We start from the raw sequence: 20,307 nt of genomic DNA, 5'->3' as shown, positions 1-20,307 counted from the left end.
CGCGGCCCGTCGGGGACGGCCGTAGGAGCCCGCTCGACACCGGCGTGGGACGGCGCCGCAGCCAGTCGGGGTCGCTCGCGCTATTTCGCTGCGCCCGCCACCGCGTGCCGGCAGCCGAAGGACAGGTTCTCGCGCGCAATGTCGTCGCTGCCGCACTGCCATTTGCCCAGGTCGCTCTGGCCCTTGCGCTTCTTCATCGTGGGCAGGTAGACCAGGTGCTTGCCGTCCAGTGGCTTGCCCGCGCCGTCGGCAATGGTCAGGCGCACCACGCCATTGGCGGGCTCGATGGCCAGGGCCTTGAAGCCTGCCGGCAACTGCCCGGCCTGGGCCAGGCCGATGGCCGCCGCGTTGGCGGGGAAGTTGCCGGTGTTGCGGTAGTGGTTCTCCACCAGCTGCAGCACGGGGCGCGCGGCCTTGTCGAGCTGGCGCACCTGCTCGCGGTGCGGGTTGGCGGGTTCGTCGCCCTGGTTCCACAGGGCCACGGCGACCATGGTCGCGAAGCTGAAGGCCGACAGCGCTCCCAGTACCACCATCGCCTTGAGGAACCAGCCCGGCCCGCGCTCCAGGGCCACGGCCTTCTGGATGGCGGTGTCGCTGGCGCGGCTGGAAACGACGAAGGTGCCCGTCATCGAGCCGTGCAGGCCGCGCTCGCCGAACAGGGCCGTGAGCACGCGGTGCAGCAAAAAGGGCACGGCCAGCGTGAGCCCCAGGGTCAGCGTGTACTTGAGGAAATGCCGCAGCATCGACCGCGCCACGCCAGGGCGCTCACCCGTGCGCGTGGCCACGCGCATGCCCAGCAGGCGCTTGCCCGGCGAGCCCCGGCCCATGGCGTCCATCAGCGCGGGCGAGAACAGGCCCAGCACGGCCAGCGCCAGTGCGGCCGGGTAGGCGGCGTTGGGCGCCCCGTCGAAGGCGGGGCGGGCGAACACCCAGGCCAGCACCATCGCGATGGGCAGGACCAGCATGAGGAACCCGTCGATCAGTGTGGCGCCCAGGCGTGGCAGGGTGCCGGGAAACACCTCGACCAATTCAGCCTGGTGTGCCTGCTTTTGCGCGGGCTTGGGGGGCGGCGCAGGGGCGTTGGCGGTGGGGAAAGAGGAAAGAGGGGCTGCACCTGTCTGCGCGCCAGCCACCGGCAGCGGCGCCTGGCAGCTGAAGCATTGGGTGTAGGAGGCGTGGTTCTGCCAGTTGCAGCGCGGGCATTGCATGGTGGTGCGGCAGGCCACAAGTCGATGGCCGGCGAAGGTGGAGGCGGCCGGATTATGCGGCGCGCGCCCCGCTGCCTGCAGCCCTCTGCAGCCGCTTGTGGCCTGCACCACACACACTCACCCGAAAGAGTGAGACATTCCGGCCGATTTATCGGGATGCCGCCAGCGCCTGGGCGATCCAGTCGTCGAAGGTGGCCTGGTGCGCGCGGATCCAGCCGTCCGCATGGCGGGCCAGGTCCTCTGGCCGGTTCTGCCCGTCCCGCATGGCCAGGTTCTGCGCGTTGATGTCGCCCACGGGCAGCTGCATCACCTCGAACAGCTTGGCTGCCGCCGGGTTCTGGTCGGTGAACTGCCGGTTGGCCACGATGCGCTGGTGGTTGGGGATGAAACCGTAGTTCTTGCCATTGGGCAGCTCTGTGTCCACCCCGGCCTGCCCGCCCGGCAGTGCCGAATGCGGCACCTGCAGCCACACCACTTCCTGGCCGGGGCGCAGCACACCGCTGACCCAGTAGGGCGTCCAGGTGTAGTACAGGATGGGCTGGCCCTGCCTGAACCGGGCGATGGTGTCGGCGATCAGCGCCGAGTAGCTGCCCTGCACATGGGTCACCGTGCCGGTGAGGCCGTAGGCCTTGAGCTGGTGCTCGATCACGCCCTCGCAGCCCCAGCCGGGCGTGCAGCCGGTGAGGTCGGCCTTGCCGTCGCCATTGGTGTCGAAGAGCTTGGCGAGATTGGGATCCTTGAGCTGGTCGATGTGGGTGATGCCGTACTGCTCGGCCGTCTTGCGGTCGATCAGGTAGCCCTGCACGGCGTTCTGCGAATAGCTGCCGGTGCGCGAGAGCTTGGCATCGCCACCCGCATTGCGGTAGAAGTCGGCGTGCAGCGGGTCCCAGTGGTTGGCCATGTAGGTGGCGTCGCCCTGGGCGATGGCCAAGTGGGCGGTGGGGTACTCGACCTCCTTGATGGGTTGTACGGTGTAGCCCAGCTTTTCGAGCGCGCGGCCCACCAGCAGGGTCTGGAAGCGCTCTTCGGCGATGGAGCTTTGCAGCGGCTGCACGGCGATGCCCTTGCCGGGCAGGGGGGCCTGTGCATGCACGCCACCCGCCAGGGCGAAGGCGGCAAGCACGGTGGCGATGCGGTGGTTCATGGATGCCATGGGTTCGTTTCCTCGTGTCGGGTGGGGGATCAGCGCAGGGCGGGCAGGGCGCCCGAGCCTTGCGGGGCCCGGCGTGGCTGCACCAGGCGCGATGTGGTGCGCAGCACCAGGCCCGCAGGGCCGGTGTGCCACCAGTGGCGCACGCCGCGGCGCGGCCGGCCCAGGGACTGGGTGATGCGGTCGAGCGTGATGGCCAGCAGCACGATGCCCAGGCCGCCCACGGTGGCCAGGCCCATGTCCAGCCGGCCAATGCCGCGCAGAACCATCTGCCCCAGGCCGCCCACGGCGATCATCGAGGCGATGACCACCATGGACAGCGACAGCATCAGCGCCTGGTTGATGCCGGCCATGATGGACGGCATGGCCAGCGGCAGCTGCACCTTCACCAGCATCTGTAGCGGCGAGGCGCCGTAGGCGCGCGAGGCCTCGATCAGGTCGGGCCGCACCTGGCGCAGGCCCAGGTTGGTCAGGCGCACCAGCGGCGGCAGCGCGAAGACGATGGTGACCACCACGCCCGGCACGTTGCCAATGCCGAACAGCATCACCACCGGCACCAGGTAGACGAAGGCCGGCGTGGTCTGCATGGCATCAAGCAGCGGGCGCATGAGGCGCTGGGCGCGGTCGCTGCTGGCCAGCACGATGCCCAGGGGCAGGCCGATCAGCACGCAGAAGGCCAGGGAGGTGAGCACCAGCGACAAGGTGACCATGGCCTCGGGCCAGATGCCCAGCAGCGCCACCAGCGCCAGCGACACCACGGTGCCGATTGCCAGGGCGCGGCCCGCGAACTGCCAGGCCAGCAGGCCCGCCAGCACGACCATGGCCGGGGCGGGCAGGCTGGTGAGCAGGCCTTCCACCCCGCTGAGCGTGCCGTCGATGGGCGCGCGCACGCTCTGAAAGAAGGGGCGAAAGTGCTCTACCGCCCAGCCAAGGCCCTGGTTGATCCAGGCCTCTACGGGAAGAGAGCCGTCGAACCACTGGCCGGGGTTCAGGCTGCTGGCTGCAGTGGGGTCGACCGTGCCCGCCAGGTCTGCGGCCGGTGGTGACGCGTTGAGCCAGTCGGTGGACGCCGCGCCGCCGTCGCCGGCCTGCATGGAGGCCTGCCAGGGATCGACGAAGGCCGCTGGTTGCACATCCGCGCCCGTGAGGGCGGGCGCAGGTGCGTGGGCCGCATCGCCCGTCCAGGGGGCTTCCAGTGCCAGGTGCGCGTTCGTGGTCGTGTCGTTCATGCGGGGCTCCCTGCGGTGTCTGTGGATGGGGTGGCTGGTGTGGCGGCAATGGGCGGTGTGTCCCGGTCCAGAAAGCGCAGCAGCGTGGTCTTGCTGATCGCGCCGCGAAAGCGCCCGTCCGCGTCCACCACGGGCAGCGCGCAGGGGGCCTGGGCCACCTGGCCGAACAGGTCGGCCACCGGCGCCTGGGCGGCGATGGGCTCCACCCCACTGATGTAGGCATGCTGTAGCCCGAGCGGCCCGGTGTGGCCTTGCAGGGCCGCGCGCAAGGAGTCGGCCGACACAGTGCCCAGGTAGCGCCGGCTGGGGTTGAGCACGTAGGCGAAGTCGTCATCGTGCCCCTCGATCAGCTGCAGCGCCGCACGGGCGCCCCGGTCGCTGTGCTCGTGCACCACCGTGAGGCGCTTGCGCGCGATGTCGCCGGCCTTGAACACGGCGGCCGCGTCCACCCCGCGCACGAAGCTGCGCACATAGCCGTTGGCCGGGTTGCGCAGGATCTCGTCGGGCGTGCCCACCTGCACGACTTCGCCGTCTTTCATGATGGCGATGCGGTCACCGATGCGCATGGCCTCGTCCAGGTCGTGCGAGATGAAGACGATGGCGCGCCGGCGCACCTGCTGCAGGCGCAGCAACTCGCTTTGCATCTCGGTGCGGATGATCGGGTCCAGGGCGGAGAAAGCCTCGTCCATGAGCAGGATGGACGGGTCGCTGGCCAGCGCCCGCGCCAAGCCCACGCGCTGCTGCATGCCGCCCGAGAGCTCGTCGGGGTAGCTGGCGCCCCAGCCGGCCAGGCCCACCTGCTCCAGCGCCAGGGCGGCCTGCTGCTGGCGCTCCGCACGGCCCACCCCGGCCAGTTCGAGCCCGAAGGCGGCGTTGTCCAGCACCGTCAGGTGCGGCATCAGGGCGAAGGACTGGAAGACCATGCTGATGTCCTTGCGGCGCAGGGCGCGCAGCTGGCGCTCGCCCAGGGCGTTGATGTCCTCGCCCTCCACCAGGATGCGGCCGGCCGTGGGTTCGATCAGGCGGTTGAGCATGCGCACCAGCGTCGATTTGCCCGAGCCCGACAGGCCCATGACGACGAAGATCTCGCCGGCCGCAATGGTGAAGCTGGCGTCGAAGACGGCGATGGAATTGCCGGTCTGCGCCAGGATGTCCTTCTTGTCCAGGCCCTGGCGTGCGAGGTCCAGCGCGGTTTGCGGTGTGTCGCCGAAAACCTTGAACACATGCTCGATGGTGATTTGTTTGGCCATGGGGTGGGTCCTTCCTCGGTGGATGGCGGGTGGATCAACACGCCCGGCCACCTACAGGTGGCCCAGGCTCGATGGAGGGCCGGAAAAGCGGAACCCTGATGCGGCAGCCAACCCGGCGCGCAGGCGCAGGGCACAAAGGCAAGGGGTGGGCACGGCAGGTGCCCGGATCGGCCCGAATGGCACGCGAGGTGGTGCGCAAGGGCCTCAGAGTCGGCGCGGCACCGCAGGGGGCCGAACGCTGAACGATGCATCAGGGCCGGAGATCCGGCCTTGGCGTCGGGGGCTGTCCGTCAACAGGTTTCAGCCGCCCCGACTGGGGGATTCGCCCTGTGAAAAGGACGATTACCTGCGTTGCAGGTTGTAAAACACCGGTGAATTATAAGTATTCAGTGCATTTATGTCGGAACTGCGGGTTTTTCCGACGGTGGTATACGCGGGCGCTGTGCGCGCGCGGCCCATGAAAAAGCCCCGCCGGACCTGGCTGGCAGGCCCAGGCGGGGCTTTGGGGAAGGAATGGTCAGTGCTTGGCAGGTGGTGCGCTGTGCGCCATCAGGCGGTCCGTCGCCGCAATGGCCAGCGCGCTCAGCAGGAACACCACGTGGATGATGGTCTGCCACATCAGCACCTTGATGTCGTAGTTGGCGGCGTTGATGAAGGTCTTGAGCAGGTGGATGGAGCTGATGCCGATGATGGCGGTGGCCAGCTTGACCTTGAGCACCGAGGCGTTCACGTGGCTGAGCCATTCGGGCTGGTCGGGGTGGTCTTCGAGGTGCAGGCGCGAGACGAAGGTCTCATACCCGCCCACGATCACCATGATCAGCAGGTTGGAGATCATCACCACGTCAATCAGCGCCAGCACCACCAGCATGATGATGGTCTCGTTGAGCGCCGTCACGTCCACATCGCTCTTGTAGCCGATGCTGGACACCAGCGATTTGAGTGCCGCCGTGTTGCCGAAGGCGGCCTCGATCAGGTGCACCAGCTCCACCCAGAAATGGAACACATACACCGCCTGCGCCAGGATCAGGCCCAGGTACAGGGGCAGCTGCAGCCAGCGGCTGGCAAAGATCAGCGAGGGCAGGGGGCGCATGGGGGCGGTAGTCAGGGGCGGCTTGGGGGCGGACATAAAGTGGGGGTGTTGGGGAGACGCGCGATTTTAGGGGGTCTCCCGCAGTGGCCTGTGACAGGACCTGTAAGCTTCGTGCCAGTCAGTGGCTTGTAAGTGCCGCGCAGGACAGTACCGGCCAAACCAATTCCATCAGACCCAGGAGACAACAAGATGAGTGCAGCATCCACCTCTACATCGGCAATCGAGTCCGTGCTGGTTGAAAACCGCGTGTTCCCCCCATCAGATGCCATTGTGAAGGCCGCCCGCGTGTCCGGCATGGCCGGCTACGACGCGCTGTGCGCCGAGGCCGACAAGGACTTCGAAGGCTTCTGGGCGCGCCTGGCGCGCGAGAACGTGCAGTGGACCAAGCCCTTCACCCGCACGCTGGACGAATCCAACGCCCCGTTCTACAAGTGGTTCGATGACGGCGAGCTCAATGCCAGCGCCAACTGCCTGGATCGCCACATCGGCACGCCCACCGAGAACAAGGACGCGATCATCTTCGAGGCCGACGATGGCACCGTGACCCGCGTGACCTACAGGGAATTGCTGGCCCGCGTGGGCCAGTTCGCCAATGCGCTCAAGGCCCATGGCGTCAGCAAGGGCGACCGCGTGCTGATCTACATGCCCATGACGGTGGAGGGCGTGATCGCCATGCAGGCCTGCGCGCGCATCGGCGCCACGCACAGCGTGGTGTTCGGCGGCTTCAGCGCCAAGGCGGTGCAGGAGCGCATCATCGACGCCGGTGCCGTGGCCGTGATCACCGCCAACTACCAGATGCGCGGCGGCAAGGAGCTGCCGCTCAAGGCCATCATCGACGAGGCCCTGGCCGCCGGCGGCTGCGACACCATCCGCAACGTCTTCGTCTACCAGCGCACGCCCACCGCATGCAACATGGTGGCCGGGCGCGACAAGACCTTCACCGAAGCCCTCGAAGGCCAGAGCACCGACTGCCCGCCCGTGGCCGTGGGCGCAGAGCACCCGCTGTTCATCCTGTACACCAGCGGCTCCACCGGCAAGCCCAAGGGCGTGCAGCACTCCACCGGCGGCTACCTGCTGTGGGCCAAGCTCACGATGGACTGGACCTTCGACCTGCGGCCTGACGACATCTTCTGGTGCACGGCCGACATCGGCTGGATCACCGGCCACACCTACGTGGCCTACGGCCCGCTGGCCGCAGGCGCCACGCAGATCATCTTCGAAGGCATCCCCACCTTCCCCAATGCCGGCCGCTTCTGGCAGATGATCGAGAAGCACAAGTGCACGATCTTCTACACGGCCCCCACCGCGATCCGCTCGCTCATCAAGGCCGCCGAGGGCGATGCCGCCGTGCACCCTGCGCGCTCGGACCTGTCGAGCCTGCGCATTCTGGGCAGCGTGGGCGAGCCCATCAACCCCGAAGCCTGGATGTGGTACCACAAGAACGTGGGCGGCGAGCGCTGCCCCATCGTGGACACCTTCTGGCAGACCGAGACCGGTGGGCACGTCATCACCCCGCTGCCCGGCGCCACGCCGCTGGTGCCCGGCAGCTGCACGCTGCCGCTGCCCGGCATCACTGCCGCCATCGTCGATGAAGTGGGCAACGACATCGCCAACGGCACGGGCGGCATCCTGGTCATCAAGCGCCCCTGGCCGAGCATGATCCGCACCATCTGGAACGACCCCGAGCGCTTCAAGAAGGCCTACTTCCCCGAAGAGCTCAAGGGCTACTACCTGGCCGGGGACGGCGCCGTGCGCAGCAGCGACCGGGCGTACTTTCGCATCACCGGCCGCATCGACGACGTGCTCAACGTCTCGGGCCACCGCATGGGTACGATGGAGATCGAATCGGCCCTGGTCTCCAAGACCGACCTGGTGGCCGAAGCCGCCGTGGTGGGCCGCCCCGACGACGTGACCGGCGAGGCCATCTGCGCCTTCGTCGTGCTCAAGCGCTCGCGCCCTACCGGCGAAGAGGCCAAGCAGATCGCCAACGAGCTGCGCGCCTGGGTCGCCAAGGAAATCGGCCCCATCGCCAAGCCCAAGGACATCCGCTTCGGCGACAACCTGCCCAAGACGCGCAGCGGCAAGATCATGCGCCGGCTGCTGCGCAGCATCGCCAAGGGGGAAGCCATCACCCAAGATACTTCCACGCTGGAGAATCCGGCAATCCTGGATCAGTTGTCGCAGACCAATTGATCCAGGAGGGCGCCGCAAGGCGCCCGCGCGCAGCGCTTGCAGGGTTCGGGGACACTCATATCGTCGTAGGCGAGGTGACGTGGCCACAAAACCCCGCAATTCTGGATCAGTTGGCCCAGGCCAACTGATCCAGATGGCGCCGTGCAACGGAGCCATCGCGCAGCGCTTGCGGGGTTTGGGGACACTCATATCGCGCAGCGATGTGACGTGGCCACAGAGTCCTCGTCGATCATTCACGGCGCCTGATCGAAGCACCTTTTTAACGTTGCGAAGCCTTTCGGTCCCCTCGGGGTCCCGACTGCCCCTTCCGGAGCGCTTTTCCTCCCTCCCTCTCTTTTTCGTTTCGGGACGCTTCGCAACTTTTTTATCCCGGCCACCGGCCGCCGCGCAGAGGCCAGGCAGCCGCCCCTGTAGGACAGCTTCGGCAAACCGCTGCAAGGTCTGTGTTTGCAGCCCCGCATGGGTTACAACCCGTTCAACACGTCGCTGGCCATGAGGGCCGGTGAGCGGTGCGTGCAACGAACGAACGGAGCTTTCCCCATGCAATTACGATCCATCGTGCTGCTGCTGACCATGCTGGCCATTGCCGTGCTGGCGGCCCTCAACTGGGCAGCGCTGTCTGCACCCGTGCCCGTGTCCCTGGGCGTGACCACACTGGAGGCGCCGCTGGGCCTGCTCATGCTGGGCCTCACGGCTTTGCTGGCCATCGTCGGCGTGGCCTATGTGCTCTCGCTTCAGGGCTCGGTGCTGCTGGAGACGCGCCGCCACACCAAGGAACTGCAGGCCCAGCGCGAGCTGGCCGACAAGGCCGAGGCCTCGCGCTTCACCGAGCTGCGCGCCTTTCTGGAAACCCAGCAGCAGCAAACGCACACCGCCCTGCTGGCCCGGCTGGACCACCTCGAAACCCGCCTGGCCGCCCGGGCCCAGGAATCCGACAACACCACCGCCGCCTATGTAGGGCAACTGGAGCAGCAAATGCGCGTGCGCGGGGCCGACATGAACCTCGTGTAACACGGTCTGGCCATCATCCTGGCCCCCAAAGCACAACAGCCGCCCCACTGGCACAGTGGCACGGCTGTTGTCTTTTGTTGGCAGGGGAGGGCGCGGTGCCCTGGCGCCCGGCGGCTTACTTTACCGTCAGCACCCAGGCGGCCAGCTTCTTGGCGTCGGCTTCATTCACCTGTGCGTTGGCAGGCATGGGCACGGGGCCCCACACACCGCCGCCGCCCTTCATGATTTTGGCGGCCAGCTTGTCCACGGCGTCCTTCTGGCCCGCGTACTTGGCCGCCACTTCCTTGTAGGAGGGGCCCACCACCTTCTTGTCCATGGCATGGCAGGCCATGCAGCTCTTGGCCGTGGCCAGCGCCAGATCGGCCATGGCGGGGCCTGCCACCGACAGCGTGAGGGCCAATGTGATCAGAGTGCGCTTCATGGTGGGGATTTTCCTGTGGGTTGGGTTACAGTTCTTTTAACGGAATTGTAGTGACTTGGGTTGACCTGGGGCCCGTCGGCCGCCAATCCCCTGCGCACCCGTATTGATTGGAGATTGCCATGTACCTGCTCATCATTGCCGTTATCCTGACGGCACTCAAATACTTTGAAATCGGACCCGTGGCCAATATGGATTGGATGTGGATCCTGGGCGTCTATGGCCTGACCATCGTCTGGTGGGCGTGGGCCGATAAAACGGGCTACACCAAGCGCAAGGCCATGGAAAAGATGGCGGCGCGCAAGCAGGACCGCATCAACAAGAACAAGGAAGCCATGGGCATCGCGCCGCGCAAGCCGCGCTGAGTGCGCCTGGCCCGGCGCAGGCGATGCCCGTGGCAGAGGCGGCACGCTGGCCGCCTGAGCGATCATCCTTCGCCCCATGAAAAGAGCCCGTACCGCAGTGGTATGGGCTTTTTTCATGCCTTGTCCGCCCGGATTCCCATCCGCAAGGGCGCCTGGCACTTTCGGCACAGCGCCCTGGCGCAACCAGGCCAGCCAGGCCCCGGTCTTCTTCGTAAGGTATCGCCAGGGCAGGGCATGTCGCCCCGCCTGGCACAACTACCCCGAAGGAGACAACGATGGCGGAACTCTATGTCCTGGTCCATGGCGCCTGGCACACCGGCGCCGAGATGGAGGCCACGGCCGACCACCTGCGCGCACGCGGCCACACGGTGCATTGCCCCACCCTGGCCGGCAACCGGCCGGGCTGCGACCGGGCCGCCACGGGCCTGGCCGATGCGGTGGACTCGCTCGCGGCCTTCATCGAAGGCCAGGACCTCACGGACGTGCGCCTGGTGGGCCACAGCTATGGCGGCATGGTCATCAGCCACATGGCGGCGAGGCTGCCCGGGCGCATTCGCCGGCTGGTGTACTGGAACGCCTTTGTGCCGCTGGACGGCGAGTGCCTCAACGACCTGGTGCCGCCCCACTACCGCGCACTGTTCGACCAGGTGGCGGCGGCCAACGGCAATGCGGTGATGCTGCCGTACCCGATCTGGCGCGAGGCTTTCATCAACGACGCCGACGAGGCCTTGGCGCGCAGCAGCTATGCGCAGCTCAACCCTCACCCCTACCGCACCTTCACCGAACCGGCGCGCCTGCCCGTGCCGCTGGCGGCGCTGGAGATCGGCAAGAGCTACCTGAATGCCCAGCAGGACGCGGCCTTGCCCCACAGCCTGCCTTGGCACCCACGCCTGTCGGAGCGGCTGGGCCTGTTCCGCCTGGTGGAGTCCCAGGGCAGCCACGAGCTCTGCTTTTCCGACCCGGCGCTGGCTGCCGCCAGCATCGAGCGGGCCGGGCGGGACTGAAAAGCGGACCTCTTGTTGCGAGTGTGGATGGGTGCTTGGACCCACGCCCAACACGCGGCATAATCATGTCCAAGACACCGCCCGGCCTGCGCCCGGCGGTGTCGTTTTTTTGACAACCCGAACGACGACGGACATGACCACCATTCCCATCACCAAGCGCGGCGCGGAGAAGCTGCGCGAAGAGTTGCACCGCTTGAAGACCGTGGACCGCCCCTGGGTGATCACGGCCATTTCCGACGCCCGCGCGCAGGGTGACCTGAGCGAAAACGCCGAGTACGAAGCCGCCAAGGACCGCCAGGGCTTCATCGAAGGCCGCATCCAGGAGGTGGAGGGCAAGCTGTCCGCTGCGCAGATCATCGACCCGACCGCCGTGGATGCGGGTGGCAAGGTGGTGTTCGGCGCCACGGTGGAGCTTGAAGACGAAGAGTCCGGCGACACGGTGACCTACCAGATCGTGGGCGAGGACGAGGCCGACCTCAAGCAGGGCCTGATCAACGTCTCCAGCCCCATCGCGCGCGCGCTGATCGGCAAGGAAGAGGGCGACACCGCCGAAGTGCAGGCACCGGGCGGTGTTCGCCGCTACGAGGTGGTGGCCGTCAGCTACGTCTGAGGCCAGCAGGCCCTCTTTGGCTTCATGATCGCTGCGCGCCTTCCTGCACTGGCCGCTGCCCTGTGGTGGGGCAGCCTGACCACCGTGGGTTTCCTGGTGGTGCCCCTGCTGTTCGCCCACTTGCCCTCGGCCGCGATGGCAGGGCAGATGGCGGCGAAGCTGTTCGCGGCGCAGACCTGGGTCACGGTGGCTTGCTGCATGCTGCTGCTGCTCATCTCCCGGCGCCGGCACGAGGAGTTCCAGGAGCCCTGGGCCAAGGCCGTCCTGGGCTTCGTGCTCGGTGGCCTGCTGCTCGCCCTGCTGGTGCAGTTTGGCGTGTCGCCGCGCATCGTCGCGCGGCAGGACCTGCGCCTGTGGCATTCCGTGGGCACCGGCATGTACGTGCTGCAGTGGGTGTGCGCGCTGGTGGTGCTGTGGCGTACCGTGCAGGTTGCGGTCGCTCCCGCCGAAGACGGGGCCGGGCCGGCGCAGCCCGGTCTTTGAACCCGCTTATTCGTGCCAGTGCTCGGCCACCCAGGTGGCGGGGCGGATGTAGCGAAAACGCCGGTTGCGCCGGCCAGCCAGCGCATCGGGCGGGTTGCACTCGCCGTGAAAGATCACGATGCGCGCATCCTGCGGCACGAAAGGCGCCTTCCAGTAGTTGCTGGGCCAGGCGGGGATGCCGTGGTATTTGAAGCTCGGGCACCAGGCCGCAGGCCAGTAGGCGAGCTTGCCCTGCCGGTGCAGAAAGTCCGACAGGTAGGCCTGCTCGTTGCGGAACTGCTCGCGGATCTGCGCGAAATGGCCGCGAAAATAGTCGAGCACGTCCGGGTGGGCGCCCAGCTCGAAGCGGTACACCGACGAATTGCCCGTGACGCGCCAGGGACGCTTGTAATCGTGGATGATGAGGAATTCGCCCGGCTGGGTGAAGAAATCATCGAGCGGGCCGGTGACGACCACATCCACGTCGAGGAACAGCGCGGTGCCCTTGAGGCCGTGCAGGTCGGCGCTGAAGGTGACGAGCTTGGTCCAGCCGCGCTCGGGAATGCCGGCAGGCAGGTCCAGCGGCGGGATGGGCAGGCACTGCACTTCGCTGCGGATACCGGCATTGCTGTCGGTGAGGCAGACGAAGTTGAAATCGCCAGCCAGGTGCCTGCGCACCATGGCATAGAGGCGATTGACGTATTCGGGGCCGTATTTCGTGCCCCATTTCATGCAGATGACGTGGCGCTGGCCCCCGGGGGGCGCAGCGCCGCCAGCGGGCGTGGCCTGCATGCGGATCAGTCAGCCTGGCGTTTCTTGACGGACTTGAGCTTGGGCTTCTTGGCCCGCTTGATCTGGCCGCCGGGCGTCAGGCGCTGGTTGCCCAGCACGCGCAGCTGCTTGACCTCGGGGCGCTGGCCGGCGCGCTTGCTGTACTTGAGCACCTTCACGTCACGCGGGCCGGGCATGCGGTCTTCGTCGATGGTGCGTTCCTTGTCCTTGGCGGGCTGGGGGCGCCACAGCACGAGGAGCTTGCCGATGTGCTGGATGGGCGCGGCGCTCAGGTCGGCCGTGAGCTGCTGGTACATCAGCTCGCGGGCGGCGCGGTCGTCGTTGAAAACGCGCACCTTGATCAGCCCGTGGGCGTTCAGGGCGGCGTCGATTTCCTTTTGCACGGCGGGGGTGAGGCCATCGCCGCCCACGAGCACCACGGGGTTGAGGTGATGGGCATCGGCGCGGTATTCCCGGCGCTCAGCGGGAGTCAATTGAATTTGGGGCATGGGCCGTATTATCGAGGCTGAAAGAAAAACACAATGAAAGTTAAAACCCAAAGCAAGAAGGTCAACAAGGCGTGGCTCAATGACCACGTCAACGACACCTACGTCAAGTTGGCCCAGAAAGAGGGTTTTCGGGCCCGTGCAGCCTACAAGCTCAAGGAGATCGATGAGCAGCTGCACCTCATCAAACCCGGCAATACGGTGGTGGACCTGGGCTCCACGCCCGGTGCCTGGAGCCAGTACGTGCGCCGGCGCCTGTCGCCGGGCGGCGCGGCCACGGGGCAACTCAACGGCACCATCATCGCCCTGGACATCCTGCCCATGGAGCCTGTCGAGGGCGTGACTTTCCTGAACGGGGATTTTCGCGAAGAGGCGGTGCTGGCGCAACTGGAGGCGGCACTGGACGGCCGGGTGGTGGACGTGGTGGTCTCGGACATGGCGCCCAACCTCTCGGGGATTGAATCGGCCGATGCCGCCCGCATTTCCCATCTGGTCGAGCTGGCGGTGGAATTCGCCACCACCCACCTCAAGCCCGATGGGGCGCTGGTGGTCAAGCTGTTTCACGGCAGCGGCTACAGCGACCTGGTCACGCTGTTCAAGCAGACCTTCAAGGTGGTGAAACCCGTAAAGCCCAAGGCATCGCGCGATAAATCGTCAGAAACCTTCCTGGTCGGCATGGGGCTCAAGAAATCGGCGTGATGCGCCGAAATCTCCCAAAGGGGGCTGCCTGAGAGGCAAAACCCCCGCCGATATGTGACAAACCCCCGCAAATCCCGAGCGGTGCCCATGGCCGCTAGGGGGAATAGCCATGGTGTCTGCGCTTGAAAGACCTAAAATGGGCCACATATAGGCCGTGACGGCTTTGTGACCGTCGCCCTTTCTCCCTTGCAACTGGAGCCCCGCTTGAACAATCAGTGGTTTTCAAAAATTGCCGTATGGCTGGTCATTGCCATGGTGCTGTTCACGGTGTTCAAGCAGTTTGACACCCGTGGCGGCGCCAGCGCAGGACATATCGGGTACTCCGAATTCCTCGAAGAAGTTCGTAACAACCGTATCAAGAGCGCCACCATCCCCGAGGGGTTGAGCGGCGGCGAGATCGTTGCCACGACCAACGACGACCGCAAGATCCGCACGAACGCATCGGTGCTGGACCGCGGCCTGGTGGGCGACCTGATCAGCCACAACGTCAAGTTCGACGTCAAGCCCCGTGAAGAAGGCTCCCTGCTCATGACCTTGCTGGTCAGCTGGGGCCCCATGCTGCTGCTCATCGGCGTATGGGTCTACTTCATGCGCCAGATGCAGGGCGGCGGCAAGGGCGGCGCCTTCAGCTTCGGCAAGAGCAAGGCGCGCATGCTCGACGAAAACAACAACCAGGTCACGTTCGCGGACGTGGCCGGTTGTGACGAGGCCAAGGAAGAGGTCAAGGAAGTCGTGGACTTCCTGAAAGACCCGCAGAAGTTCCAGAAGCTCGGCGGGCGCATTCCGCGTGGCCTGCTGCTGGTCGGCCCGCCCGGCACCGGCAAGACCCTGCTGGCCAAGTCCATCGCGGGCGAAGCCAAGGTGCCGTTCTTCAGCATCTCGGGCTCCGACTTCGTGGAAATGTTCGTCGGCGTGGGTGCGGCCCGTGTGCGCGACATGTTCGACAACGCCAAGAAGAACGCCCCCTGCATCATCTTCATCGATGAAATCGACGCCGTGGGCCGCCAGCGCGGTGCCGGCCTCGGTGGTGGCAATGACGAGCGCGAACAGACCCTGAACCAGATGCTGGTCGAGATGGACGGCTTCGAAACCAATCTGGGCGTGATCGTGGTGGCTGCCACCAACCGCCCCGACATCCTGGACGCCGCCCTGCTGCGCCCCGGCCGGTTCGACCGCCAGGTGTATGTGACGCTGCCCGACATCCGCGGCCGCGAACAGATCCTGAACGTGCACATGCGCAAGATCCCGATCGGCCAAGACGTGGCTCCGAACATCATCGCCCGTGGCACGCCCGGCATGAGCGGTGCCGACCTGGCCAACCTGTGCAATGAAGCCGCCCTGATGGCTGCGCGCCGCAACGCCCGCACCGTGGAGATGCAGGACTTCGAGAAGGCCAAGGACAAGATCCTCATGGGCCCCGAGCGCAAGAGCATGGTCATGCCCGAGGAAGAGCGCCGCAACACGGCCTACCACGAGTCCGGCCACGCCCTGATCGGCAAGCTGCTGCCCAAGTGCGACCCGGTGCACAAGGTCACCATCATCCCCCGTGGCCGTGCCCTGGGCGTGACGATGAGCCTGCCCGCGCAGGACCGCTACAGCTACGACCGTGAATACATGCTCAACCAGATCAGCATGCTGTTCGGTGGCCGCATTGCCGAAGAAGTGTTCATGAACCAGATGACCACCGGCGCCAGCAACGACTTCGAGCGTGCCACGCACATCGCGCGTGACATGGTGACCCGCTATGGCATGACCGCAGCCTTGGGCCCGATGGTCTATGCCGAGAATGAAGGCGAAGTGTTCCTGGGCCGCTCGGTCACCAAGACCACCAACATGAGCGAGCAGACCATGGAAAAGGTCGATGGCGAGGTGCGCCGCATCATCGATGAGCAGTACGACCTGGCCCGCCGCCTGATCGAAGAGAACAGCGACAAGATGCACGCCATGGCCAAAGCCCTGCTCGAATGGGAAACCATCGACACGGAACAGCTCGACGACATCATGGCTGGCAAGCCCCCACGCCCTCCCAAGGACTGGACGCCGCGCACTCCTTCGTCGGGTGGTGACACCCCTGGCGGCGGCACGCCTGCCGTAGCCACCGAGGCTGCGCCAGCAGCACCATCGGCCGCCTGATAGAGAGAGTCCAGGCACGGCAGGCGAACCAGCGGTTCGACCGCAGCAACGGGGCCCAGTGCCCCGTTTTTCGTGGCCGGGCCCGGCAGCACCCCTTTCTTCGTCTCTCTCCCGCATCCACTTCCCTTCCGTCCTCCTGCCTGTGCGTCCCTGGCGGCGCCGTTCAGTCCCCGGTGGACCACCTCCCATTCCATGCTCTGGCAGACCTCCCGCTTCGCCATTGATCTCGCCCGGCCGCAGGTCATGGGCATCGTCAATGTCACGCCCGATTCGTTCTCGGACGGCGGGCAGCACGCCAGCACGGCCGCTGCGCTGCGCCATTGCGAGCAACTGGTGCGCGATGGTGCGCGCATCCTCGACATCGGCGGTGAATCCACGCGCCCCGGCAGCCCCGCCGTGCCGCTGGCCGAAGAGCTGGCCCGCGTGGTGCCGGTGGTGCAGGGCGCAGTGTCGCTGGGCGTACCGGTGTCTGTCGACACCTACAAGCCCGAGGTGATGCAGGCCGTGCTCGACCTGGGGGCCGACATCGTCAACGATGTGTGGGCGTTGCGCCAACCTGGCGCGGCGGCCGTGGTGGCCGGCCACCCGCTGTGCGGGGTTTGCCTGATGCACATGCACCGCGATCCGCAGACCATGCAGGTGGCGCCCATGGCGGGCGACGTGGTGGCCCAGGTGCTGTCGTTCCTGGCGCAGGCGGCCGACGGTCTGCAGGCCCTGGGCGTGGCCCCCGGGCGCATTGCACTCGACCCCGGCATTGGCTTTGGCAAGACGGTGGAGCAGAACTTTGCGCTGCTGGCGCGCCAGCAGGAGCTGGCGGCCACCGGCTACGCAGTGTTGGCCGGCTGGTCGCGCAAGTCGTCCCTGGGGGCGGTGACCGGGCTGGCCGTGGCTGGCGAGCGCATGCTGCCCAGTGTGGCGGCGGCGCTGCTGGCGGTGGTGAACGGTGCGCGCATCGTGCGCGTGCACGACGTGGCCGAGACGGTGACCGCCCTGGCCGTGTGGCAGGCCATGGAGCAGCAGCGACAGCCGTGAGGGCTGTGGCTGGTACGAGGCCGGTACGAGCAAGTGCGAAGCAAAACCAAAAAGCGACAGAACCCGAGGAGATTTCACACATGACACGCCAGTATTTCGGCACCGACGGCATCCGCGGTACCGTGGGCCAGGCCCCCATCACCCCCGACTTCGTGCTGCGCCTGGCCCATGCCGTGGGGCGCGTGCTGCGCCGCACCGAAGAACGCCCCACCGTGCTCATCGGCAAGGACACGCGCATCTCGGGCTACATGCTCGAAAGCGCGCTGGAGTCGGGCTTCAACTCGGCCGGGGTGGACGTGGTGCTGCTCGGCCCGCTGCCCACACCGGGCGTGGCCTACCTCACGCGCGCGCAGCGCGCCAGCCTGGGCGTGGTGATCAGCGCCAGCCACAACGCGTTTCCCGACAACGGCATCAAGTTCTTCAGCGCCCAGGGCACCAAACTGCCCGACGCCTGGGAACTGGCCGTGGAAGCGGCCCTGTCTGAAGCCCCGGTGTGGGCCGATTCGGCCAGCCTGGGCAAGGCGCGCCGTCTCGACGACGCGGCGGGTCGCTACATCGAGTTCTGCAAGAGCACCTTCCCGCAGGACCTGACTCTGAAGGGCTTGAAGATCGTGGTGGATGGCGCCCATGGCGCGGCCTACCAGGTGGCGCCCAAGGTGTTCCACGAGCTGGGCGCCGAGGTGCTGTCCATCGGCTGCGCGCCCGACGGCCTGAACATCAACCACGAGGTGGGGGCCACGCACCCCGAGGCGCTGGTGCGCTCGGTGCGCGCCAACCGCGCCGACTACGGCATCGCGCTCGACGGCGATGCCGACCGCCTGCAGATGGTGGATGCCACGGGCCGCCTGTACAACGGCGACGAGCTGCTGTACCTCATGGCCGCCGACCGCCTGGGCCGCGGCGAAGAGGTGCCCGGCGTGGTCGGCACCCTCATGACCAACATGGCCGTGGAGGTGGCGCTGCAGCAGCGCGGCGTGCAATTCGTGCGCGCCAAGGTGGGCGACCGCTACGTGCTCGAAGAGCTGGCGCGCCACGGCTGGACGCTGGGCGGCGAGGGCTCAGGCCACCTGCTGGCGCTGGACCGCCACACCACGGGCGATGGCCTGGTCAGCGCCCTGCAGGTGCTGCAGGCCTGCGTGCGCAGCGGCAGGAAGCTGCCCGAATTGCTCAGCGACGTGACTCTGTACCCCCAGGTGCTGCTCAACGTGCGCCTGGCTCCCGGTCAGGACTGGAAGTCGAACCAGCTGCTGGCCCGAGAGACCGAGGCCGTGAAGCAGGAGCTGGGCACCACGGGCCGCGTGCTGATACGCGCCAGCGGCACCGAGCCCCTGCTGCGCGTGATGGTCGAGGCGCGCGAGGCCCAGCAGGCGAGCCACTGCGCCCAGCGCCTGGCCGATGCAGCCCGTGCAGGTTGAGACCATAACTCCCGCACAGATTGAAGTTCGCCGCGTGGACTACGCCGATCCCGGCGACGCCCAGGCGCTGGTGCAGTTGCTCGACGGCTACGCCCGCGACGCAGCCGGTGGTGGCCAGCCGCTGGCCGCGCATGTGCTGCACGGCCTGCCCGCCGCACTGCGGCAGCGCCCACAGGCCTTCAGCGTGCTGGCCTGGGCACAGCAAGAGGGCGCGCCGCCCGTGCCCGTGGGTCTGGTCAACTGCTTCGAGGGCTTTTCCACCTTTGCCTGCCAGCCCCTGGTCAATGTGCACGATGTGGTGGTGGCACCGGGCTGGCGCGGCCAGCGCATCGCGCAGCGCATGCTGGCGCTGGTGGAGTCCATCGCGCGCGAGCGCGGTGCCTGCAAGCTCACGCTCGAAGTGCTCTCCGGCAACACCAGCGCCATGGCGCTGTACCTGCGCGAAGGCTTCGCGCCGTATGCGCTGGACCCAGCGATGGGGCAGGCGCAGTTTCTGCAGAAGAAGCTGGCCTGATCGCCAGGCGGGCCTATGCGGCCCCGGTCTTTGTAAGCAGCTGTTTGCTTGCAGATGCAGCGGTGCAATCCGTGTAGCCTGTTGCCTCCATCCTCGTAAACCCCGATGCGGGTGCACGGCACGTATCGTCCAGAATCTCGCACCCACAAGGTAACGGCGGGCGGTGCGCAGGGTGCATCGCGGCCGTATTTTCAAGGAGCAAGCCTTTCATGACCCATTCCCCCCTGCGCACCGCAGTCACCAGCCTGTTCCTCGTTGCCACATGTGCCGCACCCTTGTCCGCGCATGCCGGCAAGACGCTGGACGGCATCAAGGCCCGGGGCCTGGTGGTCTGCGGCGTCAACACGGCGCTGGCCGGCTTTTCGGTGGCCGATGCGGGGGGCAAGTGGTCGGGCCTCGATGTGGACATCTGCCGCGCAGTGGCGGCGGCGGTGCTGGGCGATGGCGAGAAGGTCAAGTTCGTGCCGCTCAGCACCCAGCAGCGATTCACGGCGCTGCAGTCGGGCGAGATCGACGTGCTCTCGCGCAACACCACTTTTTCATTGACGCGCGATGCGTCCATGGGCCTGCACCAGACGGCCGTCACCTACTACGACGGCCAGGGCGTGATGGTGCTCAAGAAAAGCGGCATCAAGGGCTTGAAGCAGCTCAAGGGCCAGACGGTGTGCGTGCAATCGGGCACCACCACCGAGAAGAACCTCGTCGATTACTCGAAGGCCAACAACCTGGCCATCAAGCCTGCCGTGTTCGAAAAGGTCGAGGCCGCCACCGCCGCCTACTTCGCGGGGCGCTGCGTGGGCTACACCACCGACGCCTCCGGCCTCGCATCGGTGCGCAACAAGGAGGCCAAGGACCTGTCGGAGCACGTGGTGCTGCCCGAGCTGATTTCCAAGGAGCCCCTGGGCCCCATGGTGCGCCGTGGCGACGACGAGTGGTTTGCCGTCGTCAAGTGGGTGGTCTACGGCCTGATCGAGGCCGAGGAATATGGCGTGACCCAGTCCTCGGTCGACCGGCTCAAGACCGGCAGCACCGACCCCGTGGTGCAGCGCCTGCTGGGCACCACCGAAGACACCGGCAAGCTGCTGGGCCTGGACCGTGACTGGCTGGCCCGCGCCGTCAAGACCACGGGCAACTACGGTGAGATCTTCGAGCGCAACGTAGGCCCCAAGTCGGCCCTGGGCCTGCAACGCGGCCTGAACAACCAGTGGAACAAGAACGGGCTGATGTACGCCTTCCCTATCCGCTGA

General features: G+C 66.9%; 20 protein-coding genes. 12 read left to right on the top strand and 8 right to left on the bottom strand.

All coding sequences use genetic code 11. The features are described from left to right. Positions 1 to 80 precede the first annotated feature (80 nt). From ACSQ9E_RS18940 to ACSQ9E_RS18920, 5 genes are all read right to left on the bottom strand, one after another. Positions 81 to 1,208, bottom strand: coding sequence for an RDD family protein (locus ACSQ9E_RS18940; RefSeq protein ID WP_436218828.1), 1,128 nt, complete (start codon positions 1,206 to 1,208; stop codon positions 81 to 83). A gap of 148 nt (positions 1,209 to 1,356) precedes the next feature. Then, on the bottom strand, positions 1,357 to 2,361 hold the full coding sequence (proX, locus tag ACSQ9E_RS18935; protein WP_436218827.1) for a glycine betaine/L-proline ABC transporter substrate-binding protein ProX: 1,005 nt from the start codon (positions 2,359 to 2,361) through the stop codon (positions 1,357 to 1,359). Between the two features lie 29 nt (positions 2,362 to 2,390). Then, the gene (proW, locus tag ACSQ9E_RS18930; protein ID WP_436218826.1) at positions 2,391 to 3,587 is read right to left on the bottom strand and encodes a glycine betaine/L-proline ABC transporter permease ProW; all 1,197 of its coding nucleotides are present in this window, start codon (positions 3,585 to 3,587) and stop codon (positions 2,391 to 2,393) included. Beyond that, positions 3,584 to 4,837 carry a glycine betaine/L-proline ABC transporter ATP-binding protein ProV gene (gene proV, locus ACSQ9E_RS18925; RefSeq protein ID WP_436218825.1) on the bottom strand — a complete coding sequence of 418 codons (1,254 nt, stop codon included), beginning with the start codon at positions 4,835 to 4,837 and terminating at the stop codon, positions 3,584 to 3,586. Before proV ends, proW begins: the two co-directional genes overlap by 4 nt. A 517-nt stretch (positions 4,838 to 5,354) precedes the next feature. After that, the gene (locus ACSQ9E_RS18920) at positions 5,355 to 5,927 is read right to left on the bottom strand and encodes a TIGR00645 family protein (protein ID WP_157412703.1); all 573 of its coding nucleotides are present in this window, start codon (positions 5,925 to 5,927) and stop codon (positions 5,355 to 5,357) included. A gap of 189 nt (positions 5,928 to 6,116) precedes the next feature. Here ACSQ9E_RS18920 and acs point away from each other — a divergent pair, with 189 nt between their 5' ends. Together acs and ACSQ9E_RS18910 are read left to right on the top strand one after the other, a co-directional pair. Continuing rightward, positions 6,117 to 8,120 (top strand): acetate--CoA ligase, encoded by a 2,004-nt coding sequence (gene acs / locus ACSQ9E_RS18915; RefSeq protein ID WP_436218824.1) that lies wholly within the window; start codon positions 6,117 to 6,119, stop codon positions 8,118 to 8,120. A 540-nt stretch (positions 8,121 to 8,660) separates the two neighbouring features. Beyond that, a complete protein-coding gene (locus ACSQ9E_RS18910) occupies positions 8,661 to 9,131 on the top strand; it encodes a signal transduction histidine kinase (protein ID WP_057206484.1) in 471 nt (156 codons plus the stop codon). Between the two features lie 115 nt (positions 9,132 to 9,246). On the opposite strand, the gene ACSQ9E_RS18905 is transcribed toward ACSQ9E_RS18910, so the two are convergent. Continuing rightward, positions 9,247 to 9,552 (bottom strand): c-type cytochrome, encoded by a 306-nt coding sequence (locus tag ACSQ9E_RS18905; protein WP_057206482.1) that lies wholly within the window; start codon positions 9,550 to 9,552, stop codon positions 9,247 to 9,249. A 119-nt stretch (positions 9,553 to 9,671) separates the two neighbouring features. Here ACSQ9E_RS18905 and ACSQ9E_RS18900 point away from each other — a divergent pair, with 119 nt between their 5' ends. The 4 genes from ACSQ9E_RS18900 (at position 9,672) to ACSQ9E_RS18885 (ending at position 12,011) form a co-directional block, all read left to right on the top strand. Continuing rightward, positions 9,672 to 9,914 carry a TIGR04438 family Trp-rich protein gene (locus ACSQ9E_RS18900; protein WP_057263967.1) on the top strand — a complete coding sequence of 81 codons (243 nt, stop codon included), beginning with the start codon at positions 9,672 to 9,674 and terminating at the stop codon, positions 9,912 to 9,914. A gap of 275 nt (positions 9,915 to 10,189) precedes the next feature. Beyond that, on the top strand, positions 10,190 to 10,918 hold the full coding sequence (locus tag ACSQ9E_RS18895; protein WP_436218823.1) for an alpha/beta fold hydrolase: 729 nt from the start codon (positions 10,190 to 10,192) through the stop codon (positions 10,916 to 10,918). Positions 10,919 to 11,051: 133 nt separating this feature from the next. Then, positions 11,052 to 11,528, top strand: coding sequence for a transcription elongation factor GreA (gene greA / locus ACSQ9E_RS18890; RefSeq protein ID WP_057206476.1), 477 nt, complete (start codon positions 11,052 to 11,054; stop codon positions 11,526 to 11,528). Positions 11,529 to 11,552: 24 nt separating this feature from the next. Further along, the gene (locus ACSQ9E_RS18885; RefSeq protein WP_057206474.1) at positions 11,553 to 12,011 is read left to right on the top strand and encodes a DUF4149 domain-containing protein; all 459 of its coding nucleotides are present in this window, start codon (positions 11,553 to 11,555) and stop codon (positions 12,009 to 12,011) included. Between the two features lie 6 nt (positions 12,012 to 12,017). On the opposite strand, the gene ACSQ9E_RS18880 is transcribed toward ACSQ9E_RS18885, so the two are convergent. Together ACSQ9E_RS18880 and ACSQ9E_RS18875 are read right to left on the bottom strand one after the other, a co-directional pair. Beyond that, positions 12,018 to 12,782 (bottom strand): hypothetical protein, encoded by a 765-nt coding sequence (locus ACSQ9E_RS18880; protein ID WP_057206473.1) that lies wholly within the window; start codon positions 12,780 to 12,782, stop codon positions 12,018 to 12,020. Positions 12,783 to 12,787: 5 nt separating this feature from the next. Further along, a complete protein-coding gene (locus tag ACSQ9E_RS18875; RefSeq protein WP_057206472.1) occupies positions 12,788 to 13,270 on the bottom strand; it encodes a YhbY family RNA-binding protein in 483 nt (160 codons plus the stop codon). Between the two features lie 33 nt (positions 13,271 to 13,303). Here ACSQ9E_RS18875 and ACSQ9E_RS18870 point away from each other — a divergent pair, with 33 nt between their 5' ends. From ACSQ9E_RS18870 to ACSQ9E_RS18845, 6 genes are all read left to right on the top strand, one after another. After that, on the top strand, positions 13,304 to 13,966 hold the full coding sequence (locus tag ACSQ9E_RS18870; RefSeq protein WP_057206470.1) for an RlmE family RNA methyltransferase: 663 nt from the start codon (positions 13,304 to 13,306) through the stop codon (positions 13,964 to 13,966). A gap of 204 nt (positions 13,967 to 14,170) precedes the next feature. Continuing rightward, positions 14,171 to 16,099, top strand: coding sequence for an ATP-dependent zinc metalloprotease FtsH (gene ftsH / locus ACSQ9E_RS18865; protein ID WP_057206467.1), 1,929 nt, complete (start codon positions 14,171 to 14,173; stop codon positions 16,097 to 16,099). 192 nt (positions 16,100 to 16,291) lie between these two features. Further along, entirely contained in the window at positions 16,292 to 17,131 is an 840-nt protein-coding gene (gene folP, locus ACSQ9E_RS18860) for a dihydropteroate synthase (RefSeq protein WP_436218822.1), read from the top strand. An 80-nt stretch (positions 17,132 to 17,211) separates the two neighbouring features. Beyond that, on the top strand, positions 17,212 to 18,546 hold the full coding sequence (gene glmM / locus ACSQ9E_RS18855) for a phosphoglucosamine mutase (protein ID WP_057206464.1): 1,335 nt from the start codon (positions 17,212 to 17,214) through the stop codon (positions 18,544 to 18,546). Beyond that, positions 18,527 to 19,060 carry a GNAT family N-acetyltransferase gene (locus ACSQ9E_RS18850; protein WP_436218821.1) on the top strand — a complete coding sequence of 178 codons (534 nt, stop codon included), beginning with the start codon at positions 18,527 to 18,529 and terminating at the stop codon, positions 19,058 to 19,060. Before glmM ends, ACSQ9E_RS18850 begins: the two co-directional genes overlap by 20 nt. A 209-nt stretch (positions 19,061 to 19,269) precedes the next feature. Beyond that, positions 19,270 to 20,307 (top strand): amino acid ABC transporter substrate-binding protein, encoded by a 1,038-nt coding sequence (locus ACSQ9E_RS18845; RefSeq protein ID WP_436218820.1) that lies wholly within the window; start codon positions 19,270 to 19,272, stop codon positions 20,305 to 20,307.

Source organism: Acidovorax sp. LjRoot118 (assembly GCF_964253575.1).
Taxonomy (GTDB): Bacteria; Pseudomonadota; Gammaproteobacteria; order Burkholderiales; family Burkholderiaceae_C; genus Acidovorax.
Note: the sequence above shows the minus strand (reverse complement) of the source record. Positions and strands in the feature narration are given on the sequence as shown.